Here is a 23917-nt window from a genome sequence, read left to right on the forward strand (position 1 = left end):
GTGCTTATTCCTCGTAAGGTCAAGTACCGCAAGCAGCACCACCCCGACCTGCGCGGCAAGGCCAAGGGCGGCACGACCGTCAACTTCGGTGAGTTCGGCATCCAGGCCCTGGAGTCGGCTTACGTGACCAACCGGCAGATCGAGTCCGCTCGTATCGCCATGACGCGTCACATCAAGCGCGGCGGCAAGGTCTGGATCAACATCTTCCCGGACCGCCCGCTGACCAAGAAGCCCGCCGAGGTCCGCATGGGCTCCGGTAAGGGTTCCCCGGAGTGGTGGGTCGCGCCGGTCAAGCCCGGTCGTGTGATGTTCGAGCTGTCGGGCGTGCCCGAGGACGTGGCCAAGGAGGCCATGCGCCGTGCGATGCACAAGCTCCCGATGAAGTGCAAGTTCGTTAAGCGGGAGGGGGAGTGATGGCCAAGTCCGTGACTGCCCAGGAGCTCCGCGACCAGTCCGTCGAGGACCTGGCCGAGAAGCTCAAGGAGGCCAAGGCTGAACTCTTCAACCTCCGCTTCCAGGCCGCGACCGGTCAGCTCGACAACCACAGCCGCCTGCGCACCGTGAAGCGCGAGATCGCGCGGATCTACACGATCCTGCGCGAGCACGAGCTGGGCATCGCCCCGCTGTCTGGTGAGTCGGCGCAGGAGTCGAAGGAAGCAGCCGAATGAGTGAGAACCAGACCGAGGCGCGCAACTACCGCAAGGTCCGCGAAGGCTACGTCGTCAGCGACAAGATGGACAAGACCGTCGTCGTCGAGGTCGAGGACCGTGTGAAGCACGCCCTGTACGGCAAGGTCATCCGCCGTACGACCAAGTACAAGGCGCACGACGAGGCGAACTCCTGCGGCGTCGGCGACCGTGTCCGAGTGATGGAGACGCGGCCGCTCTCCGCGACGAAGCGTTGGCGCGTCGTGGAGATCCTGGAGAAGGCTAAGTAACCCCAGCCTGTCGGCGGCCGACATCCGTTGTCGGCCGCCGGCGCGAGGGGTGCAGACCACCTAGCCGTGCGGCAGTGGACCGCACGCATCACATCAGGAGCAGACGTGATTCAGCAGGAGTCGCGACTCAAGGTCGCCGACAACACGGGTGCGAAGGAGATTCTCACCATCCGTGTTCTCGGTGGCTCGGGTCGGCGCTACGCCGGGATCGGCGACACGATCGTCGCCACGGTGAAGGACGCCCTGCCTGGCGCTGGAGTCAAGAAGGGCGACGTCGTCAAGGCCGTTGTCGTGCGCACCGTCAAGGAGCGCCGCCGGCCCGACGGCTCCTACATCCGCTTCGATGAGAACGCTGCCGTGCTCATCAAGGACGGTGGGGACCCGCGAGGCACCCGTATCTTCGGCCCGGTGGGCCGCGAGCTGCGGGACAAGAAGTACATGCGCATCATTTCGCTTGCGCCGGAGGTGCTGTAGGCGATGAAGATCAAATCTGGCGACGAGGTCATCGTCATCGCCGGCAAGGACAAGGGTGCCACGGGCAAGGTCGTCAAGGCCCTGCCCAAGGAGGACCGTGTCGTCGTCGAGGGCGTCAACCTGGTCAAGAAGCACAGGAAGGCCAACCCGGCGGGCGGCCAGCAGGGCGAGGTCGTCACCAAGGAGGCCCCGATCCACGTGAGCAACGTCTCGCTCGTGGAAGACGGCAAGGCCGCCCGGGTGGGCTACCGCTTCGAGGAAGACGGAACCAAGGTTCGCGTCTCCCGCCGCACCGGTAAGGACATCTGATGACGGTTACCAACGACATCACGGCCCCGCCGATGCCGCGTCTCAAGGAGAAGTACCGGAACGAGATCGTTCCGGCCCTCAAGGACGAGCACGGCATCGCCAACATCATGCAGGTCCCCGGTCTCACGAAGATCGTGGTCAACATGGGTGTCGGCGAGGCGGCGCGTGACGCGAAGCTCATCCAGGGCGCGATCGCCGACCTGTCGGCGATCACCGGGCAGAAGCCGCGGGTCAACCGGGCGAAGAACTCCATCGCGCAGTTCAAGCTGCGCGAGGGCCAGCCGATCGGCGCCAGCGTCACGCTGCGCGGCGACCGGATGTGGGAGTTCCTCGACCGGCTGCTCTCCCTGGCGCTGCCCCGTATCCGGGACTTCCGAGGCCTGTCCCCGAAGCAGTTCGACGGGAACGGCAACTACACCTTCGGTCTGACCGAGCAGGTCATGTTCCACGAGGTGGACCCGGACAAGGTCGACCGCGTGCGTGGGATGGACATCACCGTCGTCACCAGCGCGATCAACGACGACCAGGGCCGCAGCCTGCTCAAGCGGCTCGGTTTCCCGTTCAAGGAAGCCTGAGGGGTAAGCACACATGGCTAAGAAGGCTCTGATCGCCAAGTCGCAGCGGAAGCCGAAGTTCGGCGTTCGCGCGTATACTCGATGCTCGCGGTGCGGCCGCCCGCGCGCCGTCTTCCGGAAGTTCGGCCTGTGCCGTATCTGCTTCCGCGAGATGGCGCACCGGGGCGAGCTGCCCGGTATCACCAAGTCGAGCTGGTAGTCCCCGGCGGGGCCGACCCGCGCCCGTCCCCCTGAGACGGCGTGTGCGGGGTTCGGCCCCCCGAGGCGCCCCCCGGCGCCGCACAGAAGTGTCCGTCCCCGCACGGGGGCGGTCCGACATGAAGTCAACCAATCAGGGCACGGCAGTCCCGCGAGGGACGGCGGTGCCCACGACCACGCCGAAGGTCCGGTCGTGCCTCTCCGCGGTTTCCCGCGGGGAACGGGTTCTGGAAAGACCCGCACACGGAAACCGCGGTGAGGAAGGGCCAGTCGGCCATGACGATGACCGACCCGATCGCAGACATGCTGACGCGTCTGCGTAACGCGAACTCGGCTTACCACGACACCGTGGGAATGCCGTATTCCAAGATCAAGGCGCACATCGCCGAGATCCTCCAGCAGGAGGGCTTCATCCAGGGCTGGAGGAGCGAGGACGCCCAGGTGGGCAAGAGCCTCGTCCTCGACCTGAAGTACGGCCCCACCCGGGAGCGTTCGATCGCGGGCATCCGCCGGGTCTCCAAGCCCGGTCTGCGCGTGTACGCCAAGAAGGAGAACCTGCCCCGGGTCCTGGGTGGCCTCGGCGTGGCGATCATTTCGACGTCCGGTGGCCTGATGACGGACAAGCAGGCCAAGAAGAACGGCGTTGGCGGCGAAGTCCTCGCCTACGTCTGGTAACCAGGGAGAGATTGAAGCATGTCGCGTATCGGTCGACTGCCGATCTCGGCCCCCAAGGGCGTCGAAGTCACGATTAACGGGCAAGACGTCACTGTCAAGGGGCCGAAGGGCGAACTGAAGCACACCGTCTCCGAGCCGATCACCGTGGGGAAGGACGCCGAGGGCGTCGTCACGGTGTCCCGCCCGGACGACAAGCCGGAGAACCGCTCGCTGCACGGGCTCACCCGTGCGCTGCTGGCCAACCTGGTCGAGGGCGTCTCCAAGGGGTACGCCAAGACCTTGGAGATCCACGGCGTCGGTTACCGCGTCCAGGCCCGCGGCTCCAACCTGGAGTTCTCGCTGGGCTACAGCCACCCGGTCGTGGTGGAGCCCCCGGAGGGCATCACCTTCCGCGTGGAGAAGCCGACGATCCTCCACGTCGAGGGCATCGACAAGCAGCTCGTGGGTCAGGTCGCGGCGAACATCCGCAGTCTGCGCAAGCCCGACCCGTACAAGGCCAAGGGCGTGCGGTACCAGGGTGAGCACATCCGCCGCAAGGCCGGAAAGGCTGGTAAGTAGGCATGGGTATCACCGTGGCCCGCAAGCGGACCGCCAAGCGCGCGACCTCGCGTGCACGTCGCCAGTTCCGCGTGCGCAAGAAGATCTTCGGCACCGCCGAGCGCCCGCGCCTGGCCGTGTTCCGCTCCTCCAAGCACATCGTCGCCCAGGTCATCGACGACGTCCAGGGGCACACCCTGGTGGCCGCCTCCAGCGTTGAGACCGACCTGCGCTCCTTCGAGGGCAGCAAGTCGGACAAGTCCGCCGAGGTGGGCCGTCTCATCGCCGAGCGCGCCAAGGCCGCCGGCGTCTCCACCGTGGTCTTCGACCGCGGCGGTTTCCAGTACGCCGGCCGGATCGCCAAGCTCGCCGACGCGGCGCGCGAGGGCGGGCTGGAGTTCTAGGCGTATGACCTGTGTAAAGGCTGAGATCAACCACGAGAAGAGGAACCACTGATGGCTGCAGCACCGCGGCGCGGCGCCGGTGGCGAGCGGCGTGATCGCCGTGACGATCGCCGCGGCGGCGCCGCAGACAAGGGTGTCTCCTACATCGAGAAGGTCGTGACCATCAACCGGGTCGCGAAGGTCGTCAAGGGCGGCCGTCGCTTCTCCTTCACCGCCCTGGTCGTCGTCGGCGACGGCAACGGCATGGTCGGTGTGGGTTACGGCAAGGCCAAGGAGGTCCCGGCCGCGATCGCCAAGGGTGTCGAGGAGGCGAAGAAGAACTTCTTCCGCGTCCCCCGCATCCAGGGCACGATCACGCACCGGGTCCAGGGTGAGGCCGCCGCCGGCGTCGTCCTGCTCCGTCCGGCCGCCCCGGGTACCGGCGTCATCGCCGGCGGTCCCGTGCGCGCCGTCCTGGAGTGCGCCGGTATCCACGACATCCTGAGCAAGTCGCTCGGGTCGTCCAACCCGCTGAACATCGTGCACGCCACGGTCGCCGCTCTCAAGGGCCTCAACCAGCCCGAGGAGATCGCCGCCCGTCGTGGCCTGCCGATCGAGGACGTCGCCCCGGCCGCCATGCTGCGCGCTCGCGCTGAGGCGAAGGCAGGAGCCTGACCATGGCCAAGCTCAAGATCACGCAGACCCGTTCCAAGATCGGCGGCAAGAAGAAGCAGCACGCTGCTCTCCAGTCGCTCGGCCTTGGCCGGATCGGCAAGTCCACCGTCCGTGAGGACCGTCCCGAGGTGCGCGGCCAGCTCACGATCGTCTCGCACCTGGTCACTGTCGAGGAGGTCGCGGAATGAGCGACTACAACCCCGACGAGCTGCTCAAGCTGCACCACCTGCGGCCCGCCCCGGGCGCCAACAAGGCCAAGATCCGCAAGGGTCGCGGCGAGGCGTCCAAGGGCAAGACCGCCGGTCGCGGCACCAAGGGCACCAAGGCTCGTAACACCGTCCGTCCCGGCTTCGAGGGCGGGCAGATGCCCCTCATCCGCCGGGTCCCCAAGCTCAAGGGCTTCAGCAACGCCCGGTTCAGGAAGACCTACCAGGTCGTCAACCTGGACCGCCTGAGCGAGCTGTTCCCCGAGGGCGGCGAGGTCACCGTGCAGACGCTGGTGGCCAAGGGCGCCGTTCGCAAGAACGAGCTCGTCAAGGTGCTGGGCACCGGTGAGATCACCGTCGCCGTGCAGGTGAGCGTTGACGCGTTCTCCGCCTCGGCGAAGGAGAAGATCACCGCGGCCGGTGGCACCGTCACCGAGCTGTAGGGGTCAACCCGCATGCGCACACAGGGGCGCCCGTCCGGGCCGATCGGCGAACGATCGGACCGGCGGGCGCCCCGCGTGCTTGCGAGTGGTGATCGTTATGACTCACGAACTCAATAGCACGGTGATGGCTGTTACAGTGCCATCTGTTTGACCTCACCGCTTGACGTAGTGTGAGTACTTCCGAGCACCGGGCCACCGCCCGGGGCTGCCGTTCAACGACGATTCAGGATCGGCCGCGATGTCTGGAATCCGTTCCGCCGCCGAAGCCGCGCAGGAGGAGACGTGCTAGGTGCGTTCGTTCGTGCATTCCGCACGCCCGACCTGCGTAACAAGTTGCTGTTCACACTGTTCATCCTGACGCTGTTCCGTCTGGGTTCGGTGATCCCCGCGCCGGGTATCGACTCGGCCGCGATCCGGGACCAGATGGAGATCATCACGTCGGGCGACCAGTCCGGTGTGTACGCGCTCGTCAACCTGTTCAGTGGTGGCGCCCTCCTGCAACTGGCGGTGTTCGCGCTCGGTGTGATGCCCTATATCACCGCGAGCATCATCATCAACCTGCTGACGGTGGTCATTCCCCGCCTGGAGGCCCTCAAGAAGGAGGGCCAGGCCGGGCAGAGCAAGATCACCCAGTACACCCGTTACCTGACGCTGATGCTCGCGGTCCTCCAGGCCACCAGCATCGTCGCCATGGCCCGGACGGGCGCCCTGTTCCAGGGGGCCATCCCGGTCAGCTCCTACATGCCCAACCAGGACATCCTCACCCTGGTGACGATCGTCTTCGTGATGACCGCCGGCACCTGCATCATCATGTGGTTCGGTGAGCTCATCACCGAGCGCGGCGTGGGCAACGGCATGTCGCTCCTGATCTTCACCCAGGTCGTCGCGATGTTCCCCGCCTCGATCATGAGCCTCTTCCAGGAGCGCTCGATCTGGATCTTCACGGTCATCTGCATCGCCGGCCTGGCCCTGATCGCCGCCGTGGTGTTCATGGAGCAGGCCCAGCGCCGCATCCCGGTCCAGTACGCCAAGCGCATGGTGGGCCGCCGGATGTACGGGGGCAGCTCGACCTACATCCCGCTCAAGGTGAACCAGGCGGGCATCATCCCCGTCATCTTCGCCTCCTCGCTGCTGTACCTCCCCCAGCTCCTGGTCGGCCTCCTGGGCCAGGACTCGGACAACCGCGTGGTGAACTTCGTCTCCACGTACTTCCTCACGGGTACGCACCCCGTGTACATGGTCACCTTCTTCGTGATGATCGTCGGTTTCGCGTTCTTCTACGTCGCGATTACCTTCAACCCCACTGAAGTGGCCGACAACATGAAGAAGTACGGTGGTTTCATCCCGGGTATCCGACCAGGGCGTCCGACCGCCGAGTACCTCGACTTCGTGCTCACCCGGCTGACGACTCCCGGATCTCTGTACCTGGGTGTGATCGCTCTGCTGCCGATGGTCGCCCTGGGCGCCACCGGCGCCGCCAGCGCGAACTTCCCGTTCGGCGGTACGAGCATCCTGATCATGGTCGGTGTCGGGCTGGACACGGTGAAGCAGATCGAGAGTCACCTCCAGCAGAGGAACTACGAAGGTTTTCTGCGATAAATGCGCGCTGTATTGGTGGGGCCGCCTGGGGCCGGCAAGGGCACCCAGGCCCAGATCCTCGCGGCCGAGCTGTCGATCCCGAAGGTGTCCACCGGTGACATCTTCCGGGCCAACGTCAGCGGTGGCACGGAACTCGGCAAGAAGGCCAAGGAGTACATGGACCGCGGTGACCTCGTCCCCGACGAGGTCACCAACGCCATGGTCAAGGACCGCCTCGCCCAGGAGGACGCGGTCGGTGGGTTCCTGCTCGACGGGTTCCCCCGCAACGTCCCCCAGGCGGAGACGCTCAAGGGCATGCTCCGCGACCTGGACACCCGGCTCGACGTCGTCCTGGAACTGCGGGTCGACGAGGACGAGGTCGTCCGCCGGCTCTCGGGCCGCCGCTCGTGTCCGCAGTGCGGCCGCGTCTACCACGTCGAGTACGACCCCCCCAAGGCGGAGGGCCGCTGCGACGACGACGGCGCCGCGCTGTACCAGCGCGACGACGACCGCGAGGAGACCATCCGCCACCGGCTGAAGGTCTACCGGGAGCAGACCGCCCCGCTCGTGGAGTACTACGAGAAGGAGGGCCTGCTGGCCACCATCGCGGCCACGGGTCCCGTGGCCGAGGTGTCCGGCCGGGCCATGGCCGCCATCGAGGGCAAGGCCGGGGCCGGGTCCTGATGTTCGGCAAGGCGAACGGCGTGCAGGTCAAGACGCCGGAGCAGATCGCCCTGATGCGGGAGGCGGGCCGGGTCGTGGCCCGCGCGCTGGACACCCTCCGGGCCGCGGTGCGGCCCGGGGTGTCCACCCTCGACCTCGACGCGATGGCCGAGAAGGTCATCCGCGACGCGGGTGCGACCCCCTCGTTCAAGGGCTACCACGGCTTCACCGGCTCCATCTGCGCCTCGGTCAACGAGGAGGTCGTCCACGGCATCCCCCGGGCCGACCGGGTGCTGGCCGAGGGCGACGTCGTCTCCATCGACTGCGGCGCCGTCCTGAACGGCTGGCACGGCGACTCCGCGATCACCGTCGCGGTCGGCGAGGCCCGCCCCGAGGACCTGCGGATGATGGAGGTCTGCGAGGAGTCGATGTGGCGGGGCATCGCCGAGCTGCGGCCCGGCAGGCGCCTGGGCGACATCGGCCACGCGATCGACCACTACATCTCCTCCAACGGCGGCTACGGCAACGTGCGCGAGTACGGGGGCCACGGCATCGGCACCGAGATGCACATGGAGCCGCACGTCCTCAACCACGGGCGCCGGGGCAAGGGCCTGCGGCTCGTGGAGGGCATGTGCCTGGCCATCGAGCCCATGGCCACCCTGGGCCGCGAGGACGTCGTCCAGCTCGACGACGGCTGGACGGTCGTGACCCGGGACGGCAAGCGGGCCGCGCATTTCGAACATTCCGTGGCGATCACCGCGGAGGGGCCGCTCGTGCTCACCGCGCGCGAATCGGACCGGGATAAGATCTCCAGCATGGGGTTCGTCCAGCCCGACCGGTAGGCCGGGCCCGGCTTCCGCCGCACGGCGCGGGGGACGGCAGCACTCACGGGATGCGAGGTGCGCAGTGTCCGACCCGGTTCCGTCGACCCGTACGTCCGACGCCGACCGCGATCGTGTCGCGCAGCTCCTCCAGGAGCACTTCGCGCAGGGCCGCCTGGACCACGAGGAGTTCACCGAGCGGCTGGGCCGCGCGTACAAGGCGCGGACCGTGGACGAGCTCCAGGTGGTCACGCGGGACCTCCCCGAGCGCGACCTGGCGGAGGTCCGCGGCGCGGCCCCCCGCCGGGACGAGGGGGCCCCGGTCCCGGTGCTGACCCTGCGCGACCCCGCTCTGATGGTGCCCTGGATGCTCTACGCCGGGGTCAACGTGCTGTGCTTCGTGATCTGGCTCATCCTGTTCCTGACCACCGACTACCAGTACCCGTGGTTCCTGTGGGTCCTGGGGCCCTGGGGGATCGTGATGGGCGTCGCCACCGTCGGCGTGCTGGCCTCGGGCCGGGGCCGCCGGGACGAGCTGGAAGAGGGCTGACCCGGGCCGCGGGCGCCGGGGCCGGAGCGGGCCCGGGGAAGAGAACGGCCGGCCGGGGCGTTGAGCCGGGGGGCCGCGCGGATCGCCGGTCCGGAGTGGTTGCCGCGAGGGGATAGACTGTCCTTGCCCATACGCGGGCTGTTGGGTCAGTCTGCCTTCTTCGCGCCACGTCCCTCCAGAGACGTACCGCTCCTTGCAGTTGGCCCGAACTTCCAGTGTCCTCGGTGTCGGCGACGCGGGTTCCCCCCGTCGTCGGTGCCTTCACGTCGTGTGAAGGGGCACCGGGGTCGCGTCGGGTTGTCATGATCGACCAGTTGATGAGCGAGGCGTGGAGGACATGGCCAAGAAAGACGGCGCCATCGAGATCGAGGGCTCCGTTGTCGAGTCCCTACCCAACGCGATGTTCAAGGTAGAGCTCGACAACGGGCACCAAGTCCTTGCCCACATCAGCGGCAAGATGCGGATGAACTACATCCGCATTCTCCCCGACGACCGCGTCGTCGTGGAGCTGAGCCCGTACGACCTCACGCGCGGGCGCATCGTTTACCGCTACAAGTAGACCGTCCGGGCCTCACGGCCGGGACGGCTCCGAGTTCGGAGTCACCATGAAGGTCAAGCCGAGCGTCAAGAAGATCTGCGCGAAGTGCCGCGTGATCCGTCGCAACCGTCGGATCATGGTCATCTGCGCGGACCCGCGGCACAAGCAGCGCCAGGGCTAACACCCGGCCCGCCGGCCGCGGCGCACGCCGCATGGACCCGATCGGGGGAGTTCTTCCCCGGTGCGGGGCCGAGTTTTCTCAAGTGAACAACCTGCTCCGATCTCCGGGTGCCGCGCGACGCGGCCGGCCCGGGGAGAACCCCCGGTCGGAGGCCGGGGCCTCGTCGATTGGGCGACGAGAGGGTGGAGCGGGTCAGACCTCCGCGAAGGCATGGATGGAGTTTCGCCCACATGGCACGTATTGAAGGCGTCGACCTTCCCCGCGACAAGCGGGTGGAGATCGCTCTCACGTACATCTTCGGGATCGGCCGCACCCGCGCGCTCGAGACCCTGAAGGAAACCGGTGTCGACGGCAACACCCGCGTCTACCAGCTGTCCGAAGAGGACCTGGTCAAGCTGCGCGAGTGGATCGGCGCGAACTACCAGGTCGAGGGTGACCTGCGCCGCGAGGTGCAGGGCGACATCCGTCGCAAGATGGAGATCGGCAGCTACCAGGGCATCCGCCACCGCCGCGGCCTCCCGGTCCGCGGCCAGCGCACCCAGACCAACGCGCGCACCCGCAAGGGCAAGAAGAAGACCGTGGCCGGTAAGAAGAAGGCCGGTAAGAAGTAGTCCGCTCGGACCATTCGACCGCGTCCGAGAAGAACAACGGACCGATGATCTCTGGGAGTTTCGCTCATGCCGCCTAAGGGCCGTCAGGGTGCCGCGCGCAAGGTGCGCCGCAAGGAAAAGAAGAACATTGTCCACGGACACGCTCACATCAAGAGCACGTTCAACAACACGATCGTGAGCATCACGGACCCGACCGGTGCCGTGATCTCGTGGGCCAGCTCCGGCCAGGTGGGCTTCAAGGGTTCGCGCAAGTCGACCCCCTACGCCGCGCAGATGGCCGCCGAGGCCGCCGCCCGCCGCGCGCAGGAGCACGGCGTCCGCAAGGTGGACGTCTTCGTGAAGGGTCCGGGCTCGGGCCGCGAGACCGCCATCCGCTCGCTCCAGGCGACCGGGCTGGAGGTCGGCTCGATCCAGGACGTCACCCCGGTGCCGCACAACGGCTGCCGTCCGCCCAAGCGCCGCCGGGTCTGATCCCGGCCGAGGCGCCCGCGGTCCTATCCGCGCGGGCGCCCCGCCGCGCTTGAACCCGCGCCGGGCCCGGAGATGATCCGGGACCGCGCGGGCCGGGTAGGAATCCGAGTGGGAACACGGGCACCCCGCGGGTGCCCGTCCGGTGGCCGTCAAATAGCGGGCGGCCATGTGGAAGGGAAATACGGACCATGCTGATCGCACAGCGACCCACGCTGACCGAGGAGCCGATCTCCGACCTGCGCTCGAAGTTCGTCATCGAGCCGCTGGAGCCGGGCTTCGGCTACACCATCGGAAACTCTCTGCGCAGGACCCTCCTCTCCTCCATCCCGGGTGCGGCCGTCACCAGCATCCGGATCGAGGGCGTCGAGCACGAGTTCACCACCGTGCCCGGCGTCAAGGAGGACGTCACGGAGATGATCCTCAACCTCAAGGGCCTGGTCGTCAGCTCCGAGCACGACGAGCCGGTGCTGATGTACCTGCGCAAGCAGGGCCCGGGTGTGGTGACCGCCGCGGACATCGCTCCGCCGGCCGGTGTCGAGGTGCACAACCCCGACCTGCACATCGCCACGCTCAACGGCAAGGGCAAGCTGGAGATGGAGCTGACGGTCGAGCGCGGCCGCGGCTACGTCTCGGCGACGCAGAACAAGCAGGCCGGGCAGGAGATCGGTCGGATCCCGATCGACTCCATCTACTCCCCGGTCCTGCGTGTGACCTACAAGGTCGAGGCCACCCGAGTCGAGCAGCGCACCGACTTCGACCGCCTGATCGTCGACATCGAGACCAAGCCCGCCATCCGTCCCCGCGACGCCGTGGCGAGCGCCGGTAAGACGCTGGTGGAGCTGTTCGGTCTGGCCCGCGAGCTCAACGTCGACGCCGAGGGCATCGACATGGGCCCGTCGCCGACGGACGCCGCCCTGGCGGCCGACCTGGCGCTGCCGATCGAGGACCTCAACCTCACGGTCCGTTCCTACAACTGCCTCAAGCGTGAGGGCATCCACAGCGTTGGCGAGCTGGTTGCCCGATCCGAGCAGGACCTGTTGGACATCCGCAACTTCGGTGCCAAGTCCATCGACGAGGTGAAGCAGAAGCTCGTCGACATGGGCCTGTCGCTGAAGGACTCCCCGCCCGGATTCGACCCCGGCACCGCGGCCGACTCCTTCGGCTCCGAGGACGACGAGGGCGAGTCCTTCGTCGAGACGGAGCAGTACTGACCTTCGTCGCCCCATGGTCCCCGGCCGAGTGCGGCCGTGGACCGCATCACTAGGAGAACGACACCATGCCCACGCCTACCAAGGGCGCCCGTCTGGGTTCCGGGCCCGCGCACGAGCGGCACATCCTGGCGAACCTCGCCACCTCGCTGTTCCAGCACGGCCGCATCCGCACCACGGAGGCCAAGGCCAAGCGCCTTCGCCCCTACGCGGAGAAGCTCATCACCCTCGGCAAGCGCGGCGACCTGCACGCCCGCCGCCAGGTGCTGACCAAGATCACGGACAAGTCCGTGGTGCACGAGCTGTTCACCGAGATCGGCCCGCGCTTCGAGAACCGCCCCGGCGGCTACACCCGCATCACCAAGATCGGTCCGCGCAAGGGTGACAACGCCCCGATGGCGGTCATCGAGCTGGTCGACGCCCTGGCCGCCAGGCCGGCCGCCGCTCCGGCCGAGCCGGTCGAGGAGACCAAGGCCGAGGAGACCGAGGTCCAGGAGACCGCGGAGGCCACCGAGGCCGCCGAGGCCCCGGCCGAGGAGAGCTCCGAGAGCAAGTAGGTCGGGCGTGACGCACGCGGGCGCATCCCGGGTGCACACCGACCGGACGAGTGCCCGATCCCGCTGGGGTCGGGCACTCGTGTTCTCTCCCGAGGTGTCGAGGGGACCGAAGTGACGGACGAGATGAACGAGGTGCCGGAGCCGGTGATCCGGATCCGGTTCGACGTGGCCTACGACGGCACGGACTTCTCCGGGTGGGCGGTGCAGCCGACCCGGCGCACCGTGCAGGGGGAGCTGGAGTCGGCGCTGGCCCGGGTGCTGCGCCTGCCCGCGGTCTCCCTGACCTGCGCCGGGCGCACCGACGCCGGGGTGCACGCGCGCGGCCAGGTCGCCCAGGCCGACGTCCCCGCGGGGACGTGGGAGCGCGAGGGGGAGCGGGTGCTGCGGCGCCTGGCCGGGGTGCTGCCGCCGGACGTGCGGGTGTCCGCCGCCCGCCCGGCGCCCCCCGGGTTCGACGCGCGCTTCTCCCCGCTGTTCCGCCGCTACCTGTACCGGGTGAGCGACGCCCCCTACGGAGTGGACCCGCTGCTGCGCCGGGACGTGCTCTGGCACAAGAACCCCCTGGACGCGGACCGCATGAACGAGGCGGCCCGGCTGCTGCGCGGGGAGCACGACTTCGCGGCGTTCTGCAAGAAGCGCGAGGGCGCCACCACCATCCGGGAGCTGCTGCGCCTGGAGTGGGAGCGGGTGGACGACCACCTGCTGCACGGCACGATCCAGGCGGACGCCTTCTGCCACAACATGGTCCGGGCCCTGGTCGGCGCGCTGCTGGCCGTCGGGGACGGCCGCCGCGGGGTCGACTGGCCCGCCCGGGTGCTGGGCGCCGGGGTGCGCGAGCCGGCCGTGCACGTGGTCGGCCCCCAGGGGCTGAGCCTGGAAGAGGTGCGCTACCCGGCCGACGCGGAGCTCGCCGCCCGCGCCTCCGCCACCCGCCGGGTCCGCGAGCTGCCCTGCGCCGGCCACTCGGCCTGAGGGCGGCGCCGCGGGGCCGTGCGGTCGGGTGCTGCCCGGCGCGGCCGAGGAGCCGTCCTGCGGGGGTCGTCCGGTCCGGGGGTCGTCCGGCCGGGGCGCGAGGCCGGGTGCGGCCGTCCGCAGAGCCCGCCCCGGCCGGGGAACGGAGAAGGGGACGTCCGGCCGGACGTCCCCTTCTGCGTGCGTACGGGTCAGCCGCGGTCCTCGGTCAGCCTCGTGTGGGCCTCCTCCAGGAAGCCCTCGCTGACCGGGGCCAGTCCCTCGGCCCCCTCCGCCCCGCCGTCGCTGTTGGTGGCGAGGGAGAAGAGGAGGTAGCGGCCCCACTGGCCGCCGCTGCCGTGGCCGCCCGCGTGGCCCAGGCGCTCGGCGGGGGTGCCCTCCTCGCCGGGCAGCCCGGCGAACCACTGGGCGTCCTCCAGGCTCTGCGCCCCCAGGGCGGCGGCGGCGCCGTCGGCGTCGTCCATCGCGGCGACGCCCACGGTGACGGCCTGCCCCTCGTCCTCGCTGAGGTAGGAGGCGCGGACCAGCTGGCCGCAGCCGTTGTCCGCCAGCACGGCGCCGTAGTCGCCGTGGGCGCCGGCGGCGCAGTCCTCGACGTCGTCGACGGCCACCCGGGTGAACGAGCCCTGGCCCTCGATCTCCAGGGTCTCCGGGAAGAGGGCGTCGGAGGCCAGCGCCCCCGGGTCGTCCTCCTCGCTGGCGACCGTGGCGGCGTTGTCCTGGGAGCCGCCCAGGCCGCCGCTGGCGAAGAGGAAGGTCCCGCCGCCGACGACCACGAGGGCGGCGGCGAAGCCGCCGATCATCAGGGCCCTGCGGCGCTTGCCCTTGGAGTCGTCGTAGCGGTCGTAGTCCTCGTCGTAGCCGCCGTCGTCGTACCCGTCGTAGTCGTTCATCGCCCGGACGTCGAACTGGGCGGTGTCCGCGCCGGCGTCCTCGGGCACCTCGTCCCGGAACATCGGCCGGTTGTCGCCGCGCCCCGCGGGGACGGCGGCGATGTGCTGGGTGGCGCCCATGGCGTCGGGCGGGAACACCGGCTCGGGAGCGGGCGGGGGCAGGGGAGCGCCCGGCATCGGCGCCAGGGGCGGCTGCCCGCCGGTCGGCGCGTTGTAGGGAGGGGCCGGGGGGAGCTGGCCCGGGCCGGGGCCCATCGGCTGCCCCTGGGGGACCTGGGGGCCCTGCGGCCCCGGTGGGCGCGGGGCCATCGACGGCTGGCCGCCGGTGGGCGCGGCGTACGGGGGCGCCGGGGGGAGCTGCTGGGGCTGGTGGCCGGGCGGACGGCCGCCCGGGACCTGGCCGGGCAGGGGGCCGCCCTGGGTCTGGTGGGGCGGCAGCGGGGCGCCCTGCGGCTGGCCGGGCAGCGGTCCGCCCTGGGTCTGGTGCGGCGGCAGCGGGGCGCCCTGCGGATGGCCGGGCAGCGGTCCGCCCTGCGTCTGGCCGGGCGGCTGCGGCGCGCCGGGGGGCAGCGGGCGGGGGGCCCCGCCCGGGAACTGTCCGGGCCGGGCGCCCGGGGGCGCGCCGTACGGGGGCTGGGGCGCCTGGGGGCCCGAGTGCGGGCCGGGGGCTCCGGGCGGCCCCTGCGGCGGCCCCTGCGGCGTCTGCGGGACCGGGGCGGCCTGGTGGCCGGGGAAGCCCTGCTGCGGTCCGCTCGGGGGGTAGGGGGGGTTCTGCGCCTGCGGCCCGGAGGGGGCGGCGTGTCCGGGGAGGGGCCGTCCGCCCTGCGGCGCCTGCGGTCCGGACGGGTAGTGGTGGGGGGAGCCGAGAAGGTCTTGGCCGTCACCGGGCTCCGGACCGTCGGGACCGTACTGAGGCGGGTTCGGATGGGTACTGATGGGAGTCTCCGGAGGCGTTGGGGATGGGACGTGACCAAAGCCCGTGCCCGCGGTGTATCCGCCGGCGTGCCGGGGTGACGGTCATCTCGTCGGCGCCCGTCGTACCGGGCGGATACCGGCCTTTCGGTGCAAGGGTAGCCAACCCCCGGGCACGGAAAGGACGAAGCACTCCGCGCAACGGGCATAATGAAAGGCGGAGAGGTCACGGATGTGACCCCGTGCCGGCGCTTTCCCCGCCGAGCGTGGTCCTGCCGGTCTGCCCCAACCGCTGGCTTTGACCTGCGCGACGGTGGCCAGTAGGATATTCCGTCGTGCGTCTGAGTTGCCGTGGGCCCCGGGATATCCACTGATTCCCGGTGCCGATACACGCACCATCGTCTGCGCACTCACCACCGGATCGTCCTGACGATGTGGCACGGGACGTCCGGTCCAAACGCCCCGCGCCCGCGGGTGTGTTTCGTAATACGAGTCCACCATCCCGAACCAGGGGGATGGGGCAGCCGACTGAAGAGCGAAGGCAAACGATCGTGCGCACCTACAGCCCCAAACCAAACGATGTTCAGCGTCAGTGGCACGTCGTCGACGCCACCGATCTCGTGCTCGGGCGTATGGCGAGCCAGGTTGCCACGCTTCTCCGGGGCAAGCACAAGCCGTACTACGCGCCCCACATCGACACCGGCGACTTCGTGATCGTCGTGAACGCCGACAAGGTCGCCCTGACGGGCAAGAAGCTGGAGCAGAAGCGGGCCTACCGGCACTCCGGCTACCCCGGCGGCCTCCGTTCCGTCGGCTACGCCGAGCTGCTGGAGAAGAACCCCGAGCGGGCCATCGAGAAGGCCGTCAAGGGCATGCTGCCCAAGGGCTCTCTCGGCCGCCAGATGGCCAAGAAGCTGAAGGTGTACTCCGGTTCGGAGCACCCGCACCAGGCCCAGCAGCCGGTTCCGTTCGAAATCAGCAAGATCCAGCAGCCCGCCTAGGCGTTCGCGAGCTTCACAGAAACACGAGGAGAACCGTGGTCGAGCCCACCGGTATCGAAGACATCGAGCAGGAGTACGCCGAGAACCCGGAGGAGTTCCCCTCCGAGTACACGAGCGAGTCCGATGAGACGGTCGCGGCCTACGTGCCGACCGCTTCCGGCCCCAGCGCCGGCACCGGCCGCCGCAAGACGGCCATCGCCCGCGTGCGCATCGCGCCCGGCGCGGGTGAGTGGAAGATCAACGGCAAGCCGCTCGAGGTCTACTTCCCGGACAAGGTCCACCAGCAGACCATCAAGGAGCCCTTCGTCTCGCTCGGGTTCGAGGGCGCCTACGACGTCTTCGCCCGGATGAGCGGCGGCGGCCCCAGCGGCCAGGCCGGCGCCCTGCGCCACGGCATCGCCCGTGCGCTGGCGTCCCTGGACCCGGAGAACAACCGCCCGACCCTGAAGAAGGCCGGCTTCCTCACCCGCGACGCCCGCGAGGTGGAGCGCAAGAAGGCCGGTCTCAAGAAGGCCCGCAAGGCGCCGCAGTTCTCCAAGCGCTAAGGCTCATGCGCCGGCCCGTGCTCGGCTGAGCCCCGACCCGTACGTCGTCCCCGCCACCGGGGGCGTCGTACGGGTCTTTCCTTTTCACGTGGCTTGTCGGTCACACTGATCTTCTCGGCGCCGGACGCGGCGCCACTGCCTGAAGGGGGCTGTCGCCTGTGGGACGGCTGTTCGGTACGGATGGTGTACGCGGGGTCGCCGGGCGCGACCTGACCGCCACGCTCGCCCTGGAGTTGTCCATCGCCGCGGCGAGGGTGCTCGCGGCGGGGATCGAGGGGCGCCGCCCCAAGGCCGTCGTGGGCCGCGACCCGCGCGCCTCGGGGGAGTTCCTGGAGGCCGCCGTGGTGGCCGGGCTCGCGAGCACGGGCGTGGACGTGGTGCGGGTGGGGGTCCTGCCCACCCCGGCGGTGGCCTACCTCACCGGCGAGCTGGGCGCCGACTTCGGCGTGATGCTCTCGGCGAGCCACAACCCGGCTCCCGACAACGGGATCAAGTTCTTCGCCCGGGGCGGCCACAAGCTGGAGGACTCCCTGGAGGACGAGATCGAGGGCCTGCTCGACGTGCCCTCGACCCCGGCGGTCGGCCGGGCCGTGGGCCGGGTCACCGACGCCGACGACGGGGCCGAGCGCTACATCGGCCACGTGCTGGCCTCGGCCCCGCACTCCCTGGCCGGGCTCAAGGTCGTGGTGGACTGCGCCCACGGCGCGTCCTCGCTCGTGGCGCCCGAGGTGCTGCGCCGGGCGGGCGCCGAGGTGGTCGCCATCGGCGACGCGCCCGACGGCCACAACATCAACGAGGGCTGCGGCTCCACCCACCTAGAGGTGCTCCAGGAGGCGGTGCGGCTGCACGGCGCGGACGCGGGCATCGCCAACGACGGCGACGCCGACCGCTGCCTGGCCGTGGACGCCGGGGGAGAGGTGGTCGACGGGGACCACATCCTCGCGATCCTGGCCTCCGAGGCCAAGGAGGCGGGACGCCTGGCCGGGGACACCCTCGTGGTGACGGTCATGTCCAACCTCGGCCTCAAGCTGGCCATGGAGCGGGAGGGCATCACCGTGGCGGAGACCGCCGTCGGCGACCGCTACGTGCTGGAGGAGATGCGGCGCGGCGGGTTCTCCCTGGGCGGGGAGCAGTCCGGGCACGTCATCCTGCTGGACCACGCCACCACCGGCGACGGGGTGCTCACCGGCCTGCACCTGCTGGCCGCGATGGCGCACCGCGGGCAGGGGCTGGCGGAGCTGGCCAAGGTGATGACCCGCCTGCCGCAGGTGCTCATCAACGTCCCCGACGTGGACAAGGCGCGCGCCGGCGACTCCCGGGAGCTGTGGGACGCGGTGCGCGAGGCCGAGAAGGAGCTGGGCGAGACCGGCCGGGTCCTCATCCGGCCCAGCGGCACCGAGCCCAAGGTCCGCGTCATGGTGGAGGCACCCGAGCAGGCGCAGGCGACCGCGGTCGCCGAACGCCTCGCCGGGGTGGTGCGCTCCGCGCTGGGCTGACCGGAGGAACACGGCTTCATGAACCGGGTGCGGTACGGGCACGCCCTGACGGTCGGGGTGGACATCGGCGGGACGAAGGTCGCCGCGGGAGTGGTCACCCCGAGCGGGCGGGTGCTGGCCCGGGTGCGCACGGAGACGCCCGAGCGCAGCAAGAGCCCCGCGGTCGTGGAGGACACGATCGTGTCGGTGGTCGAGGAGCTGCGCGCGGGGTACCCCGTGCGGGCCGTCGGCGTGGGCGCGGCGGGGTTCGTCGACGAGCGCCGCGCCAACGTGCTGTTCGCGCCCCACCTGTCCTGGCGGGAGGAGCCGCTGCGCGAGGCGCTGTCCTCCCGCCTGGGCCTGCCGGTGGTGGTGGAGAACGACGCCAACGCCGCGGCCTGGGCCGAGGTGGGCTTCGGCGCCGCCCAGGGGGTCGACGACGTGGTCGTGGTCAACCTGGGCACCGGGATCGGCGGTGCGATCGTCCTGAACGGGCGCCTGTACCGGGGCCGGTACGGGCTGGCCGGTGAGTTCGGCCACATGGCGGTGGTGCCCGGCGGGCACCGCTGCGAGTGCGGCAACCGCGGCTGCTGGGAGCAGTACGCCAGCGGGAACGCGCTCACCCGCGAGGCCCGCGAGCTGGTGGCCTCGGAGTCCCCGGTGGCCCGCGCCCTGCACCAGGCGGTGGCCGGCGACGCGGCGCGGATCACCGGGCCGCTGGTGAGCGAGCTGGCCCGCAAGGGCGACCGCGCGTGCACGGAGCTGATGCGCGATGCCGGCCAGTGGCTGGGCGCGGGGCTGGCCAACCTGGCGGCGGCCTTCGACCCGGAGCTGTTCGTGGTCGGCGGAGGGGTCTCGGAGGCGGGCGACCTGCTGCTGGGACCCGCCCGGGAGGCGCTCGAACGCGGCCTCACCGGCCGGGGCTACCGTCCCGAGGCCCGTGTGGTGCCGGCGGCCCTGGGCAACGAGGCGGGGCTGGTCGGCGCGGCGGCCCTGGCCAGGGACGCGCTGCCGTCCCGGATGCGGCGTCCGACCCGGCGCCGCTGACCGGGGGAGTGCCGGGGGCGGGAACCGTTCGGCGGTCGTTATATCCGTTGTGTACGGTGCAAACCCACGTGTCCGGTGAATGTGAGAAAGTCACTTCGTGAAACCTCTTCCCACGGACGTGCCCTGGGCCTTCGAGGGGCAGGGGTCCGCGTGGGTGGAATCCCCGCTCCAGTTCCTGTCCGCCGTGGAGGCCTACACGGCGCACCGGCTGTCCACCCAGGGCTGCATCCTGCTCCGCCAGGACGCGCCCGGCCTCCCCGAGGTCCACGCGGCCCTGCGCCGGCTGTTCCCGGCCGCCCCGCCCGCCGCGCTCGCCCGCAGGCCCACGCGCCCCCGCTCCACCGACTTCACCTGGGTCGTCGGCGACGCCTTCTCCGGCCGGGTGCAGCGGATGCTCCTGCGCGCGCCCCGCTGCCGCCTGGTGGTGGTGGACGACGGGCTGGCCGTGTGGCACCTGCTGCGGCTGCTCACCGCCCCCGCCCCCCGGCCGCTGCTGCGCGCCGGGGCGCGGCGCACCCCGGCCCGCCTGGCCCTGGGGAAGGCGGCGGCGCGCGTCCTGCGCCGCGCCGCGCAGGAGGGCCGCCTCACCGTCTTCACCGTGCTGCCGCTGCCCCCGGGGCTGGCGGGGGCGACGGCGGACGCTGGTATCCGGGTGATCCGCCACGGCTTCCCCCTGCTGCGCGCCCTGCCCGCGCAGGACCCGCCCGCCGAGCGGCGGATCCTCCTGGGGACCGCCCTGGTCAACGACGGCCTGGTCCGGCTGCCCGAGTACCTGGGCTGGCTGGACCGGCGGCTGGCCCAGGGCCCGGTGGCCTACCGCCCGCACCGGCGCGAGGACCCCCGGGTCCTGGAGCGGCTGGCGGCCGACCCGCGGGCGCGGCTGGTGCGCACCGGGCTCCCCGCGGAGCTGGAGCTGCGCAGGCTGGGAGCCGGGTACGCCGTGCGCGGCCTCCCCTCCACCGCCCTGGTCTCCCTGGGCCTGCTGGCCCGCGGGGCGTCGGTCGGCGCGGACGCGGTGCCCGCGCACTGGTGGACGGACGCGGCCCCCGCGGGGCTGCGCGAGGACCTCGCGGCGACCGCGGATCTGATCAACGGGGAGGGGCGCGGGGCGGGGGCGTGAGGGCGGTCCCCGGGCCCCTGCCCTGCGCGGGGCTGCGCGAGGACGCCGTGGCGACCGCGGCCCTGGTCGGCGCGGAGGTGCGGGCGGTCCCCCGCGGCCCTGTCCCCAGGGGGCCGCGCGGGGATCTCGCGGCGACCGCGGATCCGGTCGGCGGGAAGGGGTGTGCGGGCCGTTCCCCGCGGTCCGCATCCTGCCGCCGTCGCGGGCCCGGCGGGGCCGGGAACACCGTCCGCGCGATTTACCGAACCCGGTTCTAGTGTGCGGGTCCCTTCGTCTGTAGAGTGCGGCCCATGGATCTGAACGGAATCTCCGCCCTCGTCTCGGGCGGCGCGAGTGGCCTCGGTGAGGCCACCGCAAGGGAACTCGCCTCCGCCGGCGCCACCGTCGTCGTCGCCGACCTCAACGCCGAGCGAGGCGAGGCCGTCGCCAAGGAGATCGGCGGGGTCTTCGTCTCCACCGACGTCTCGGACGAGGAACAGGTCGGGGCCGCCGTCCGGGCCGCCGTCGACACCGGCGCCCCGCTGCGGGTCGCGGTGTCCTGCGCCGGCATCGGCTGGGCCACCCGCACCGTCGACAAGTTCGGCAACCCCCACGACCTGGCCAGCTACCAGAAGGTCATCCAGGTCAACCTCATCGGCACCTTCAACGTGCTGCGCCTGGCCGCGGCCGAGATCGCCAGGACCGAGCCGGTCAACGAGGACGGCGAGCGCGGCTCCATCGTCAACACCGCCTCCCTCGCGGGCATCGAGGGCCAGATCGGCCAGATCGCCTACTCCTCCTCCAAGGGCGGCGTCATCGGCATGACCCTGCCGGCGGCCCGCGACCTGGCCGCCGCGGGCATCACGGTCAACACGATCGCCCCCGGCATCCTGGAGACCCCGATCTACGGCGAGGGCGAGGCGTCCGAGCAGTTCAAGCAGCGCCTGGCCGCCCCGGTGCCCTTCCCCAAGCGCCTGGGCACCGCCGCCGAGTTCGCCAAGCTGGCCCGCACCCTGCTGGAGGTCAGCTACATCAACGGCGAGGTCGTCCGCATCGACGGCGCCCTCCGCATGCCTCCCAAGTAAAGGGGACACCGTGTCCGACGAGGTTCTCTACACGGCCCGGGACGGCGTCGCCGTCATCACCATCAACCGCCCCCGGGCCAGGAACGCGGTGAACGCCGCCGTCGCCCGGGGCATCGCCGAGGCGCTCGACGACCTGGACGCGCGCACGGACCTGGCGGTGGGGATCATCACCGGCGCCGGCGGCACGTTCTGCGCCGGGATGGACCTGAAGGCCTTCATGCAGGGCGAGGTCCCGCTGGTCGAGGGCCGCGGCTTCGGCGGCTTCGCCGAGGCCCCGCCCCGCAAGCCGCTGATCGCCGCCGTCGAGGGCTACGCCCTGGCCGGCGGGTTCGAGGCGGTGCTCGCCTGCGACCTGGTCGTGGCCGCCGAGGACGCCAGGTTCGGCATCCCCGAGGTCAAGCGGGGCCTGGTCGCCGGGGCGGGCGGCCTGATGCGCCTCCAGCACCGCATCCCGCGCAACCTGGCGATGGAGTTCGCCCTCACCGGCGACTTCGTCGAGGCCCCGCGCCTGGCGGAGCTGGGCCTGGTCAACAGGCTCACCGCCCCGGGGGGCGCCCTGGAGGGCGCCGGGGAGCTGGCCGCCCGGGTCGCCGCCAACGGCCCGCTCGCGGTCCGGGTCTCCAAACAGATCATGACCGAGTCGCAGGACTGGTCCACCGCGCAGATGTGGGAGAGACAGAACGAGCTGGCGGGCCCGGTGTTCGTCAGCCGGGACGCCATGGAGGGCGCGGCGGCCTTCGCCGAGAAGCGCGACCCCGTGTGGCGGGGCGAGTAGCCCGGCCGCCGGCACGGCGCCGGGGAGGCCGCCCCGCCCGGGGCGGCCTCCGCCGTGTCAGGCGGTCGGCCCGACCGCCTTCGCCCCCTCCGGCGGCGCGGCGGACCGGTCGCGCACGGTCCACCGGGCGACCGCCTTCGAGGCCGCGGTGACCGGGCGCTCCATCGGCCCGGCGCCCAGGGTGAGCCGCCACACCGTGGCGAACACCAGCGAGAAGGCCACGACCGCCTCCACGGTGTAGGTCTGCGCCCAGGAGGCCCACCCGGGCAGGAGCCCGCCGTACACCGCCCACAGCAGGACCCCGTGCGCGGTGTACAGGGTGAGGGTCATCGCGCCCATGGCCGCCACCGGGTAGAGCAGGACCCGGGCCGGCCGCGTCCCGCACAGCAGCAGGCACAGGCCGACCACCGCCATGGCCGCCCCGGTGTTGCCCACCACCTCGAAGGAGGTGTTGCTGTGCGCGTAGGCCTCCAGCGGCGCCCGCCACGGGGAGAACTCGTCCTCGCCCGGCAGGAACCGGACCAGCGGGCCCCTGAGCAGCCAGGACGTCCCGTACCCGAGGACGGCCAGGCCGGCGCCGCCGCCCACGGTCCACCACCGGGCCCGGCGCCCGCGCAGCCCGGCGCGGGCGACCGCCATCCCCGCCAGGACGTAGGCCGTGAACACCGTCGCCGGGTACAGGCCGAACACCAGCAGGTCCAGCGGGCCCTCCACCGTTTCCGGGGAGAACAGCGCCTCCCCGCCCGCGGGCTCGCCCGCCGTCACGGGGAGCGCGGACCCTCCCGACTCCTCCGCCGCCTCCCAGGAGGCCTCCTTCTCCCGCACCCACTCCGGGTCGCCCCAGGTGGCCTCCCACGCGGCGTCGTCCGCGGACGTCCACCCCGCCTCCTCGACGGAGCCCGCGGCGTGGCCGACCGGCAGGGACTGGGCGGCCAGCGTGGCCTGCGGGCCGATGAGGGCCACAGCGACGGCGAGCGCCGCCAGGTGCCGGGTGCGCAGCCACAGCAGGGGGACCGCCAGCAGGAAGTACACCCCGTAGAAGTGCAGGATGACCGCCAGGGAGCCCAGGGTGGCCAGGGCGTACCCGACGGCGATGAGCAGCAGGGCCCGCACCGCCAGCCGCACCCGGACCCGGTTGCGCTCCACCCGGGTCCCCGGCCGGTCGCTCCCGGCCAGCAGCACCAGGGACACTCCCGCCAGGAAGGCGAACAGCGCCGCCGACCGGCCGCCGACCGCCTCCGACACCAGCTCGGCCAGGGCCGCGCCGTGCCCGGTGGCGCCGCCCCATCCCGTGGGGCCGGGGTCGCCGGTCGCCAGCACGGCCAGCGGCACCCCCATGTGGGCGATGAAGACCCCGAGCAGCGCGACGCCCCGCGCCGCGTCCACCCCGGCGAGGCGCTCGCGCGGCCCCCGGCGCCCCGTCCCCGCGGCACCCGGGTCCGGCGGCGGCTCCCGCCGCCCGTCCCCGGCGGTCCCCAGGCCCTCGGCCACCGCCATGAGCGTCCCCCCGTACGTCGTTCGTT

General features: G+C 71.4%; 33 protein-coding genes. 31 read left to right on the forward strand and 2 right to left on the reverse strand.

What is annotated here, in order from left to right; genetic code table 11:
* The 24 genes from rplP to truA all read left to right on the forward strand — a co-directional run bounded on the left by rplP (position 1) and on the right by truA (position 13562).
* Complete coding sequence (gene rplP / locus BUE45_RS24675) at positions 1 to 414, forward strand: 50S ribosomal protein L16 (RefSeq protein ID WP_073382324.1); 414 nt, start codon at positions 1 to 3, stop codon at positions 412 to 414.
* Positions 414 to 668, forward strand: a complete 255-nt coding sequence (gene rpmC, locus BUE45_RS24680) for a 50S ribosomal protein L29 (RefSeq protein ID WP_073382437.1) — start codon at positions 414 to 416, stop codon at positions 666 to 668. The genes rplP and rpmC overlap by 1 nt, the downstream gene beginning before the upstream one ends.
* Complete coding sequence (gene rpsQ, locus BUE45_RS24685) at positions 665 to 937, forward strand: 30S ribosomal protein S17 (protein ID WP_073382327.1); 273 nt, start codon at positions 665 to 667, stop codon at positions 935 to 937. Before rpmC ends, rpsQ begins: the two co-directional genes overlap by 4 nt.
* Before the next feature lie 105 nt (positions 938 to 1042).
* Entirely contained in the window at positions 1043 to 1411 is a 369-nt protein-coding gene (gene rplN / locus BUE45_RS24690) for a 50S ribosomal protein L14 (RefSeq protein WP_013156121.1), read from the forward strand.
* A gap of 3 nt (positions 1412 to 1414) precedes the next feature.
* Positions 1415 to 1720 (forward strand): 50S ribosomal protein L24, encoded by a 306-nt coding sequence (gene rplX / locus BUE45_RS24695; RefSeq protein WP_073382328.1) that lies wholly within the window; start codon positions 1415 to 1417, stop codon positions 1718 to 1720.
* Complete coding sequence (rplE, locus tag BUE45_RS24700; protein ID WP_073382331.1) at positions 1720 to 2295, forward strand: 50S ribosomal protein L5; 576 nt, start codon at positions 1720 to 1722, stop codon at positions 2293 to 2295. Before rplX ends, rplE begins: the two co-directional genes overlap by 1 nt.
* Positions 2296 to 2308: 13 nt before the next feature.
* Complete coding sequence (locus BUE45_RS24705; RefSeq protein WP_073382333.1) at positions 2309 to 2494, forward strand: type Z 30S ribosomal protein S14; 186 nt, start codon at positions 2309 to 2311, stop codon at positions 2492 to 2494.
* Between the two features lie 275 nt (positions 2495 to 2769).
* Complete coding sequence (gene rpsH, locus BUE45_RS24710; RefSeq protein ID WP_073382439.1) at positions 2770 to 3168, forward strand: 30S ribosomal protein S8; 399 nt, start codon at positions 2770 to 2772, stop codon at positions 3166 to 3168.
* Positions 3169 to 3186: 18 nt separating this feature from the next.
* Positions 3187 to 3726 (forward strand): 50S ribosomal protein L6, encoded by a 540-nt coding sequence (rplF, locus tag BUE45_RS24715; protein ID WP_073382336.1) that lies wholly within the window; start codon positions 3187 to 3189, stop codon positions 3724 to 3726.
* Positions 3727 to 3728: 2 nt separating this feature from the next.
* Positions 3729 to 4109 carry a 50S ribosomal protein L18 gene (rplR, locus tag BUE45_RS24720; protein ID WP_073382337.1) on the forward strand — a complete coding sequence of 127 codons (381 nt, stop codon included), beginning with the start codon at positions 3729 to 3731 and terminating at the stop codon, positions 4107 to 4109.
* Positions 4110 to 4160: 51 nt separating this feature from the next.
* A complete protein-coding gene (gene rpsE, locus BUE45_RS24725; RefSeq protein WP_073382340.1) occupies positions 4161 to 4763 on the forward strand; it encodes a 30S ribosomal protein S5 in 603 nt (200 codons plus the stop codon).
* A gap of 2 nt (positions 4764 to 4765) precedes the next feature.
* Entirely contained in the window at positions 4766 to 4951 is a 186-nt protein-coding gene (gene rpmD, locus BUE45_RS24730; protein ID WP_073382342.1) for a 50S ribosomal protein L30, read from the forward strand.
* Positions 4948 to 5412 (forward strand): 50S ribosomal protein L15, encoded by a 465-nt coding sequence (gene rplO / locus BUE45_RS24735; protein ID WP_073382345.1) that lies wholly within the window; start codon positions 4948 to 4950, stop codon positions 5410 to 5412. Before rpmD ends, rplO begins: the two co-directional genes overlap by 4 nt.
* 282 nt (positions 5413 to 5694) lie before the next feature.
* Positions 5695 to 7011 (forward strand): preprotein translocase subunit SecY, encoded by a 1317-nt coding sequence (secY, locus tag BUE45_RS24740; protein WP_073382347.1) that lies wholly within the window; start codon positions 5695 to 5697, stop codon positions 7009 to 7011.
* On the forward strand, positions 7012 to 7674 hold the full coding sequence (locus BUE45_RS24745) for an adenylate kinase (protein WP_178378644.1): 663 nt from the start codon (positions 7012 to 7014) through the stop codon (positions 7672 to 7674).
* A complete protein-coding gene (gene map / locus BUE45_RS24750; RefSeq protein ID WP_073382351.1) occupies positions 7674 to 8495 on the forward strand; it encodes a type I methionyl aminopeptidase in 822 nt (273 codons plus the stop codon). Before BUE45_RS24745 ends, map begins: the two co-directional genes overlap by 1 nt.
* Positions 8496 to 8559: 64 nt before the next feature.
* Positions 8560 to 9024: a DUF1707 domain-containing protein gene (locus BUE45_RS24755; RefSeq protein WP_073382353.1), complete on the forward strand. Its 465-nt coding sequence runs from the start codon at positions 8560 to 8562 to the stop codon at positions 9022 to 9024.
* Positions 9025 to 9361: 337 nt separating this feature from the next.
* Positions 9362 to 9583, forward strand: a complete 222-nt coding sequence (infA, locus tag BUE45_RS24760; RefSeq protein WP_013156135.1) for a translation initiation factor IF-1 — start codon at positions 9362 to 9364, stop codon at positions 9581 to 9583.
* Positions 9584 to 9629: 46 nt separating this feature from the next.
* Complete coding sequence (rpmJ, locus tag BUE45_RS24765; RefSeq protein WP_073382354.1) at positions 9630 to 9743, forward strand: 50S ribosomal protein L36; 114 nt, start codon at positions 9630 to 9632, stop codon at positions 9741 to 9743.
* A 230-nt stretch (positions 9744 to 9973) separates the two neighbouring features.
* A complete protein-coding gene (rpsM, locus tag BUE45_RS24770; RefSeq protein WP_073382356.1) occupies positions 9974 to 10354 on the forward strand; it encodes a 30S ribosomal protein S13 in 381 nt (126 codons plus the stop codon).
* A 66-nt stretch (positions 10355 to 10420) separates the two neighbouring features.
* Positions 10421 to 10825 (forward strand): 30S ribosomal protein S11, encoded by a 405-nt coding sequence (gene rpsK / locus BUE45_RS24775; RefSeq protein WP_013156138.1) that lies wholly within the window; start codon positions 10421 to 10423, stop codon positions 10823 to 10825.
* A gap of 188 nt (positions 10826 to 11013) precedes the next feature.
* Positions 11014 to 12036, forward strand: a complete 1023-nt coding sequence (locus tag BUE45_RS24780) for a DNA-directed RNA polymerase subunit alpha (protein WP_073382357.1) — start codon at positions 11014 to 11016, stop codon at positions 12034 to 12036.
* A gap of 65 nt (positions 12037 to 12101) precedes the next feature.
* Positions 12102 to 12590: a 50S ribosomal protein L17 gene (gene rplQ / locus BUE45_RS24785; protein WP_073382360.1), complete on the forward strand. Its 489-nt coding sequence runs from the start codon at positions 12102 to 12104 to the stop codon at positions 12588 to 12590.
* A gap of 123 nt (positions 12591 to 12713) precedes the next feature.
* Positions 12714 to 13562, forward strand: coding sequence for a tRNA pseudouridine(38-40) synthase TruA (gene truA, locus BUE45_RS24790; protein ID WP_073382442.1), 849 nt, complete (start codon positions 12714 to 12716; stop codon positions 13560 to 13562).
* A gap of 191 nt (positions 13563 to 13753) precedes the next feature.
* On the opposite strand, the gene BUE45_RS24795 is transcribed toward truA, so the two are convergent.
* Positions 13754 to 14710 (reverse strand): hypothetical protein, encoded by a 957-nt coding sequence (locus BUE45_RS24795; protein WP_073382362.1) that lies wholly within the window; start codon positions 14708 to 14710, stop codon positions 13754 to 13756.
* Between the two features lie 1208 nt (positions 14711 to 15918).
* On the opposite strand from BUE45_RS24795, the gene rplM reads away from it, so the two are divergent.
* From rplM to BUE45_RS24835, 7 genes are all read left to right on the forward strand, one after another.
* Positions 15919 to 16368: a 50S ribosomal protein L13 gene (gene rplM, locus BUE45_RS24805; RefSeq protein ID WP_073382445.1), complete on the forward strand. Its 450-nt coding sequence runs from the start codon at positions 15919 to 15921 to the stop codon at positions 16366 to 16368.
* Positions 16369 to 16403: 35 nt separating this feature from the next.
* Positions 16404 to 16913: a 30S ribosomal protein S9 gene (rpsI, locus tag BUE45_RS24810; protein ID WP_073382370.1), complete on the forward strand. Its 510-nt coding sequence runs from the start codon at positions 16404 to 16406 to the stop codon at positions 16911 to 16913.
* 158 nt (positions 16914 to 17071) lie between these two features.
* Entirely contained in the window at positions 17072 to 18409 is a 1338-nt protein-coding gene (gene glmM, locus BUE45_RS24815; RefSeq protein WP_073382373.1) for a phosphoglucosamine mutase, read from the forward strand.
* A gap of 18 nt (positions 18410 to 18427) precedes the next feature.
* Positions 18428 to 19435 (forward strand): ROK family glucokinase, encoded by a 1008-nt coding sequence (locus tag BUE45_RS24820; RefSeq protein ID WP_073382376.1) that lies wholly within the window; start codon positions 18428 to 18430, stop codon positions 19433 to 19435.
* A 97-nt stretch (positions 19436 to 19532) separates the two neighbouring features.
* Positions 19533 to 20555 (forward strand): hypothetical protein, encoded by a 1023-nt coding sequence (locus BUE45_RS24825; RefSeq protein ID WP_073382378.1) that lies wholly within the window; start codon positions 19533 to 19535, stop codon positions 20553 to 20555.
* A gap of 290 nt (positions 20556 to 20845) precedes the next feature.
* Positions 20846 to 21619 carry an SDR family NAD(P)-dependent oxidoreductase gene (locus tag BUE45_RS24830; protein ID WP_073382381.1) on the forward strand — a complete coding sequence of 258 codons (774 nt, stop codon included), beginning with the start codon at positions 20846 to 20848 and terminating at the stop codon, positions 21617 to 21619.
* A 10-nt stretch (positions 21620 to 21629) separates the two neighbouring features.
* A complete protein-coding gene (locus BUE45_RS24835; RefSeq protein WP_073382385.1) occupies positions 21630 to 22394 on the forward strand; it encodes a crotonase/enoyl-CoA hydratase family protein in 765 nt (254 codons plus the stop codon).
* Positions 22395 to 22451: 57 nt separating this feature from the next.
* Here the strand turns inward: BUE45_RS24835 and BUE45_RS24840 are convergent, their stop codons facing one another.
* Positions 22452 to 23891, reverse strand: coding sequence for a DUF418 domain-containing protein (locus tag BUE45_RS24840; RefSeq protein WP_073382389.1), 1440 nt, complete (start codon positions 23889 to 23891; stop codon positions 22452 to 22454).
* Positions 23892 to 23917 lie beyond the last annotated feature (26 nt).

Source organism: Nocardiopsis flavescens, assembly GCF_900141985.1.
Lineage (GTDB): Bacteria > Actinomycetota > Actinomycetes > Streptosporangiales > Streptosporangiaceae > Nocardiopsis > Nocardiopsis flavescens.

Bases quoted from the DNA above. Each gene is read 5' to 3' on its own strand.
- BUE45_RS24820 (WP_073382376.1), top strand. From the start codon at position 18,428: ATGAACCGGGTGCGGTACGGGCACGCCCTGACGGTCGGGGTGGACATC.
- truA (WP_073382442.1), top strand. From the start codon at position 12,714: ATGAACGAGGTGCCGGAGCCGGTGATCCGGATCCGGTTCGACGTGGCC.
- rplE (WP_073382331.1), top strand. From the start codon at position 1,720: ATGACGGTTACCAACGACATCACGGCCCCGCCGATGCCGCGTCTCAAG.
- BUE45_RS24795 (WP_073382362.1), bottom strand. From the start codon at position 14,710: ATGGGCCCCGGCCCGGGCCAGCTCCCCCCGGCCCCTCCCTACAACGCG.
- map (WP_073382351.1), top strand. From the start codon at position 7,674: ATGTTCGGCAAGGCGAACGGCGTGCAGGTCAAGACGCCGGAGCAGATC.
- rpsM (WP_073382356.1), top strand. From the start codon at position 9,974: ATGGCACGTATTGAAGGCGTCGACCTTCCCCGCGACAAGCGGGTGGAG.
- BUE45_RS24780 (WP_073382357.1), top strand. From the start codon at position 11,014: ATGCTGATCGCACAGCGACCCACGCTGACCGAGGAGCCGATCTCCGAC.
- BUE45_RS24745 (WP_178378644.1), top strand. From the start codon at position 7,012: ATGCGCGCTGTATTGGTGGGGCCGCCTGGGGCCGGCAAGGGCACCCAG.
- rplR (WP_073382337.1), top strand. From the start codon at position 3,729: ATGGGTATCACCGTGGCCCGCAAGCGGACCGCCAAGCGCGCGACCTCG.
- rplF (WP_073382336.1), top strand. From the start codon at position 3,187: ATGTCGCGTATCGGTCGACTGCCGATCTCGGCCCCCAAGGGCGTCGAA.
- rpsE (WP_073382340.1), top strand. From the start codon at position 4,161: ATGGCTGCAGCACCGCGGCGCGGCGCCGGTGGCGAGCGGCGTGATCGC.
- infA (WP_013156135.1), top strand. From the start codon at position 9,362: ATGGCCAAGAAAGACGGCGCCATCGAGATCGAGGGCTCCGTTGTCGAG.
- rpmD (WP_073382342.1), top strand. From the start codon at position 4,766: ATGGCCAAGCTCAAGATCACGCAGACCCGTTCCAAGATCGGCGGCAAG.
- BUE45_RS24705 (WP_073382333.1), top strand. From the start codon at position 2,309: ATGGCTAAGAAGGCTCTGATCGCCAAGTCGCAGCGGAAGCCGAAGTTC.
- rpsH (WP_073382439.1), top strand. From the start codon at position 2,770: ATGACGATGACCGACCCGATCGCAGACATGCTGACGCGTCTGCGTAAC.
- rplX (WP_073382328.1), top strand. From the start codon at position 1,415: ATGAAGATCAAATCTGGCGACGAGGTCATCGTCATCGCCGGCAAGGAC.
- BUE45_RS24830 (WP_073382381.1), top strand. From the start codon at position 20,846: ATGGATCTGAACGGAATCTCCGCCCTCGTCTCGGGCGGCGCGAGTGGC.
- BUE45_RS24840 (WP_073382389.1), bottom strand. From the start codon at position 23,891: ATGGCGGTGGCCGAGGGCCTGGGGACCGCCGGGGACGGGCGGCGGGAG.
- rplQ (WP_073382360.1), top strand. From the start codon at position 12,102: ATGCCCACGCCTACCAAGGGCGCCCGTCTGGGTTCCGGGCCCGCGCAC.
- rpsK (WP_013156138.1), top strand. From the start codon at position 10,421: ATGCCGCCTAAGGGCCGTCAGGGTGCCGCGCGCAAGGTGCGCCGCAAG.
- rpsQ (WP_073382327.1), top strand. From the start codon at position 665: ATGAGTGAGAACCAGACCGAGGCGCGCAACTACCGCAAGGTCCGCGAA.
- rpmC (WP_073382437.1), top strand. From the start codon at position 414: ATGGCCAAGTCCGTGACTGCCCAGGAGCTCCGCGACCAGTCCGTCGAG.
- rpmJ (WP_073382354.1), top strand. From the start codon at position 9,630: ATGAAGGTCAAGCCGAGCGTCAAGAAGATCTGCGCGAAGTGCCGCGTG.
- rplO (WP_073382345.1), top strand. From the start codon at position 4,948: ATGAGCGACTACAACCCCGACGAGCTGCTCAAGCTGCACCACCTGCGG.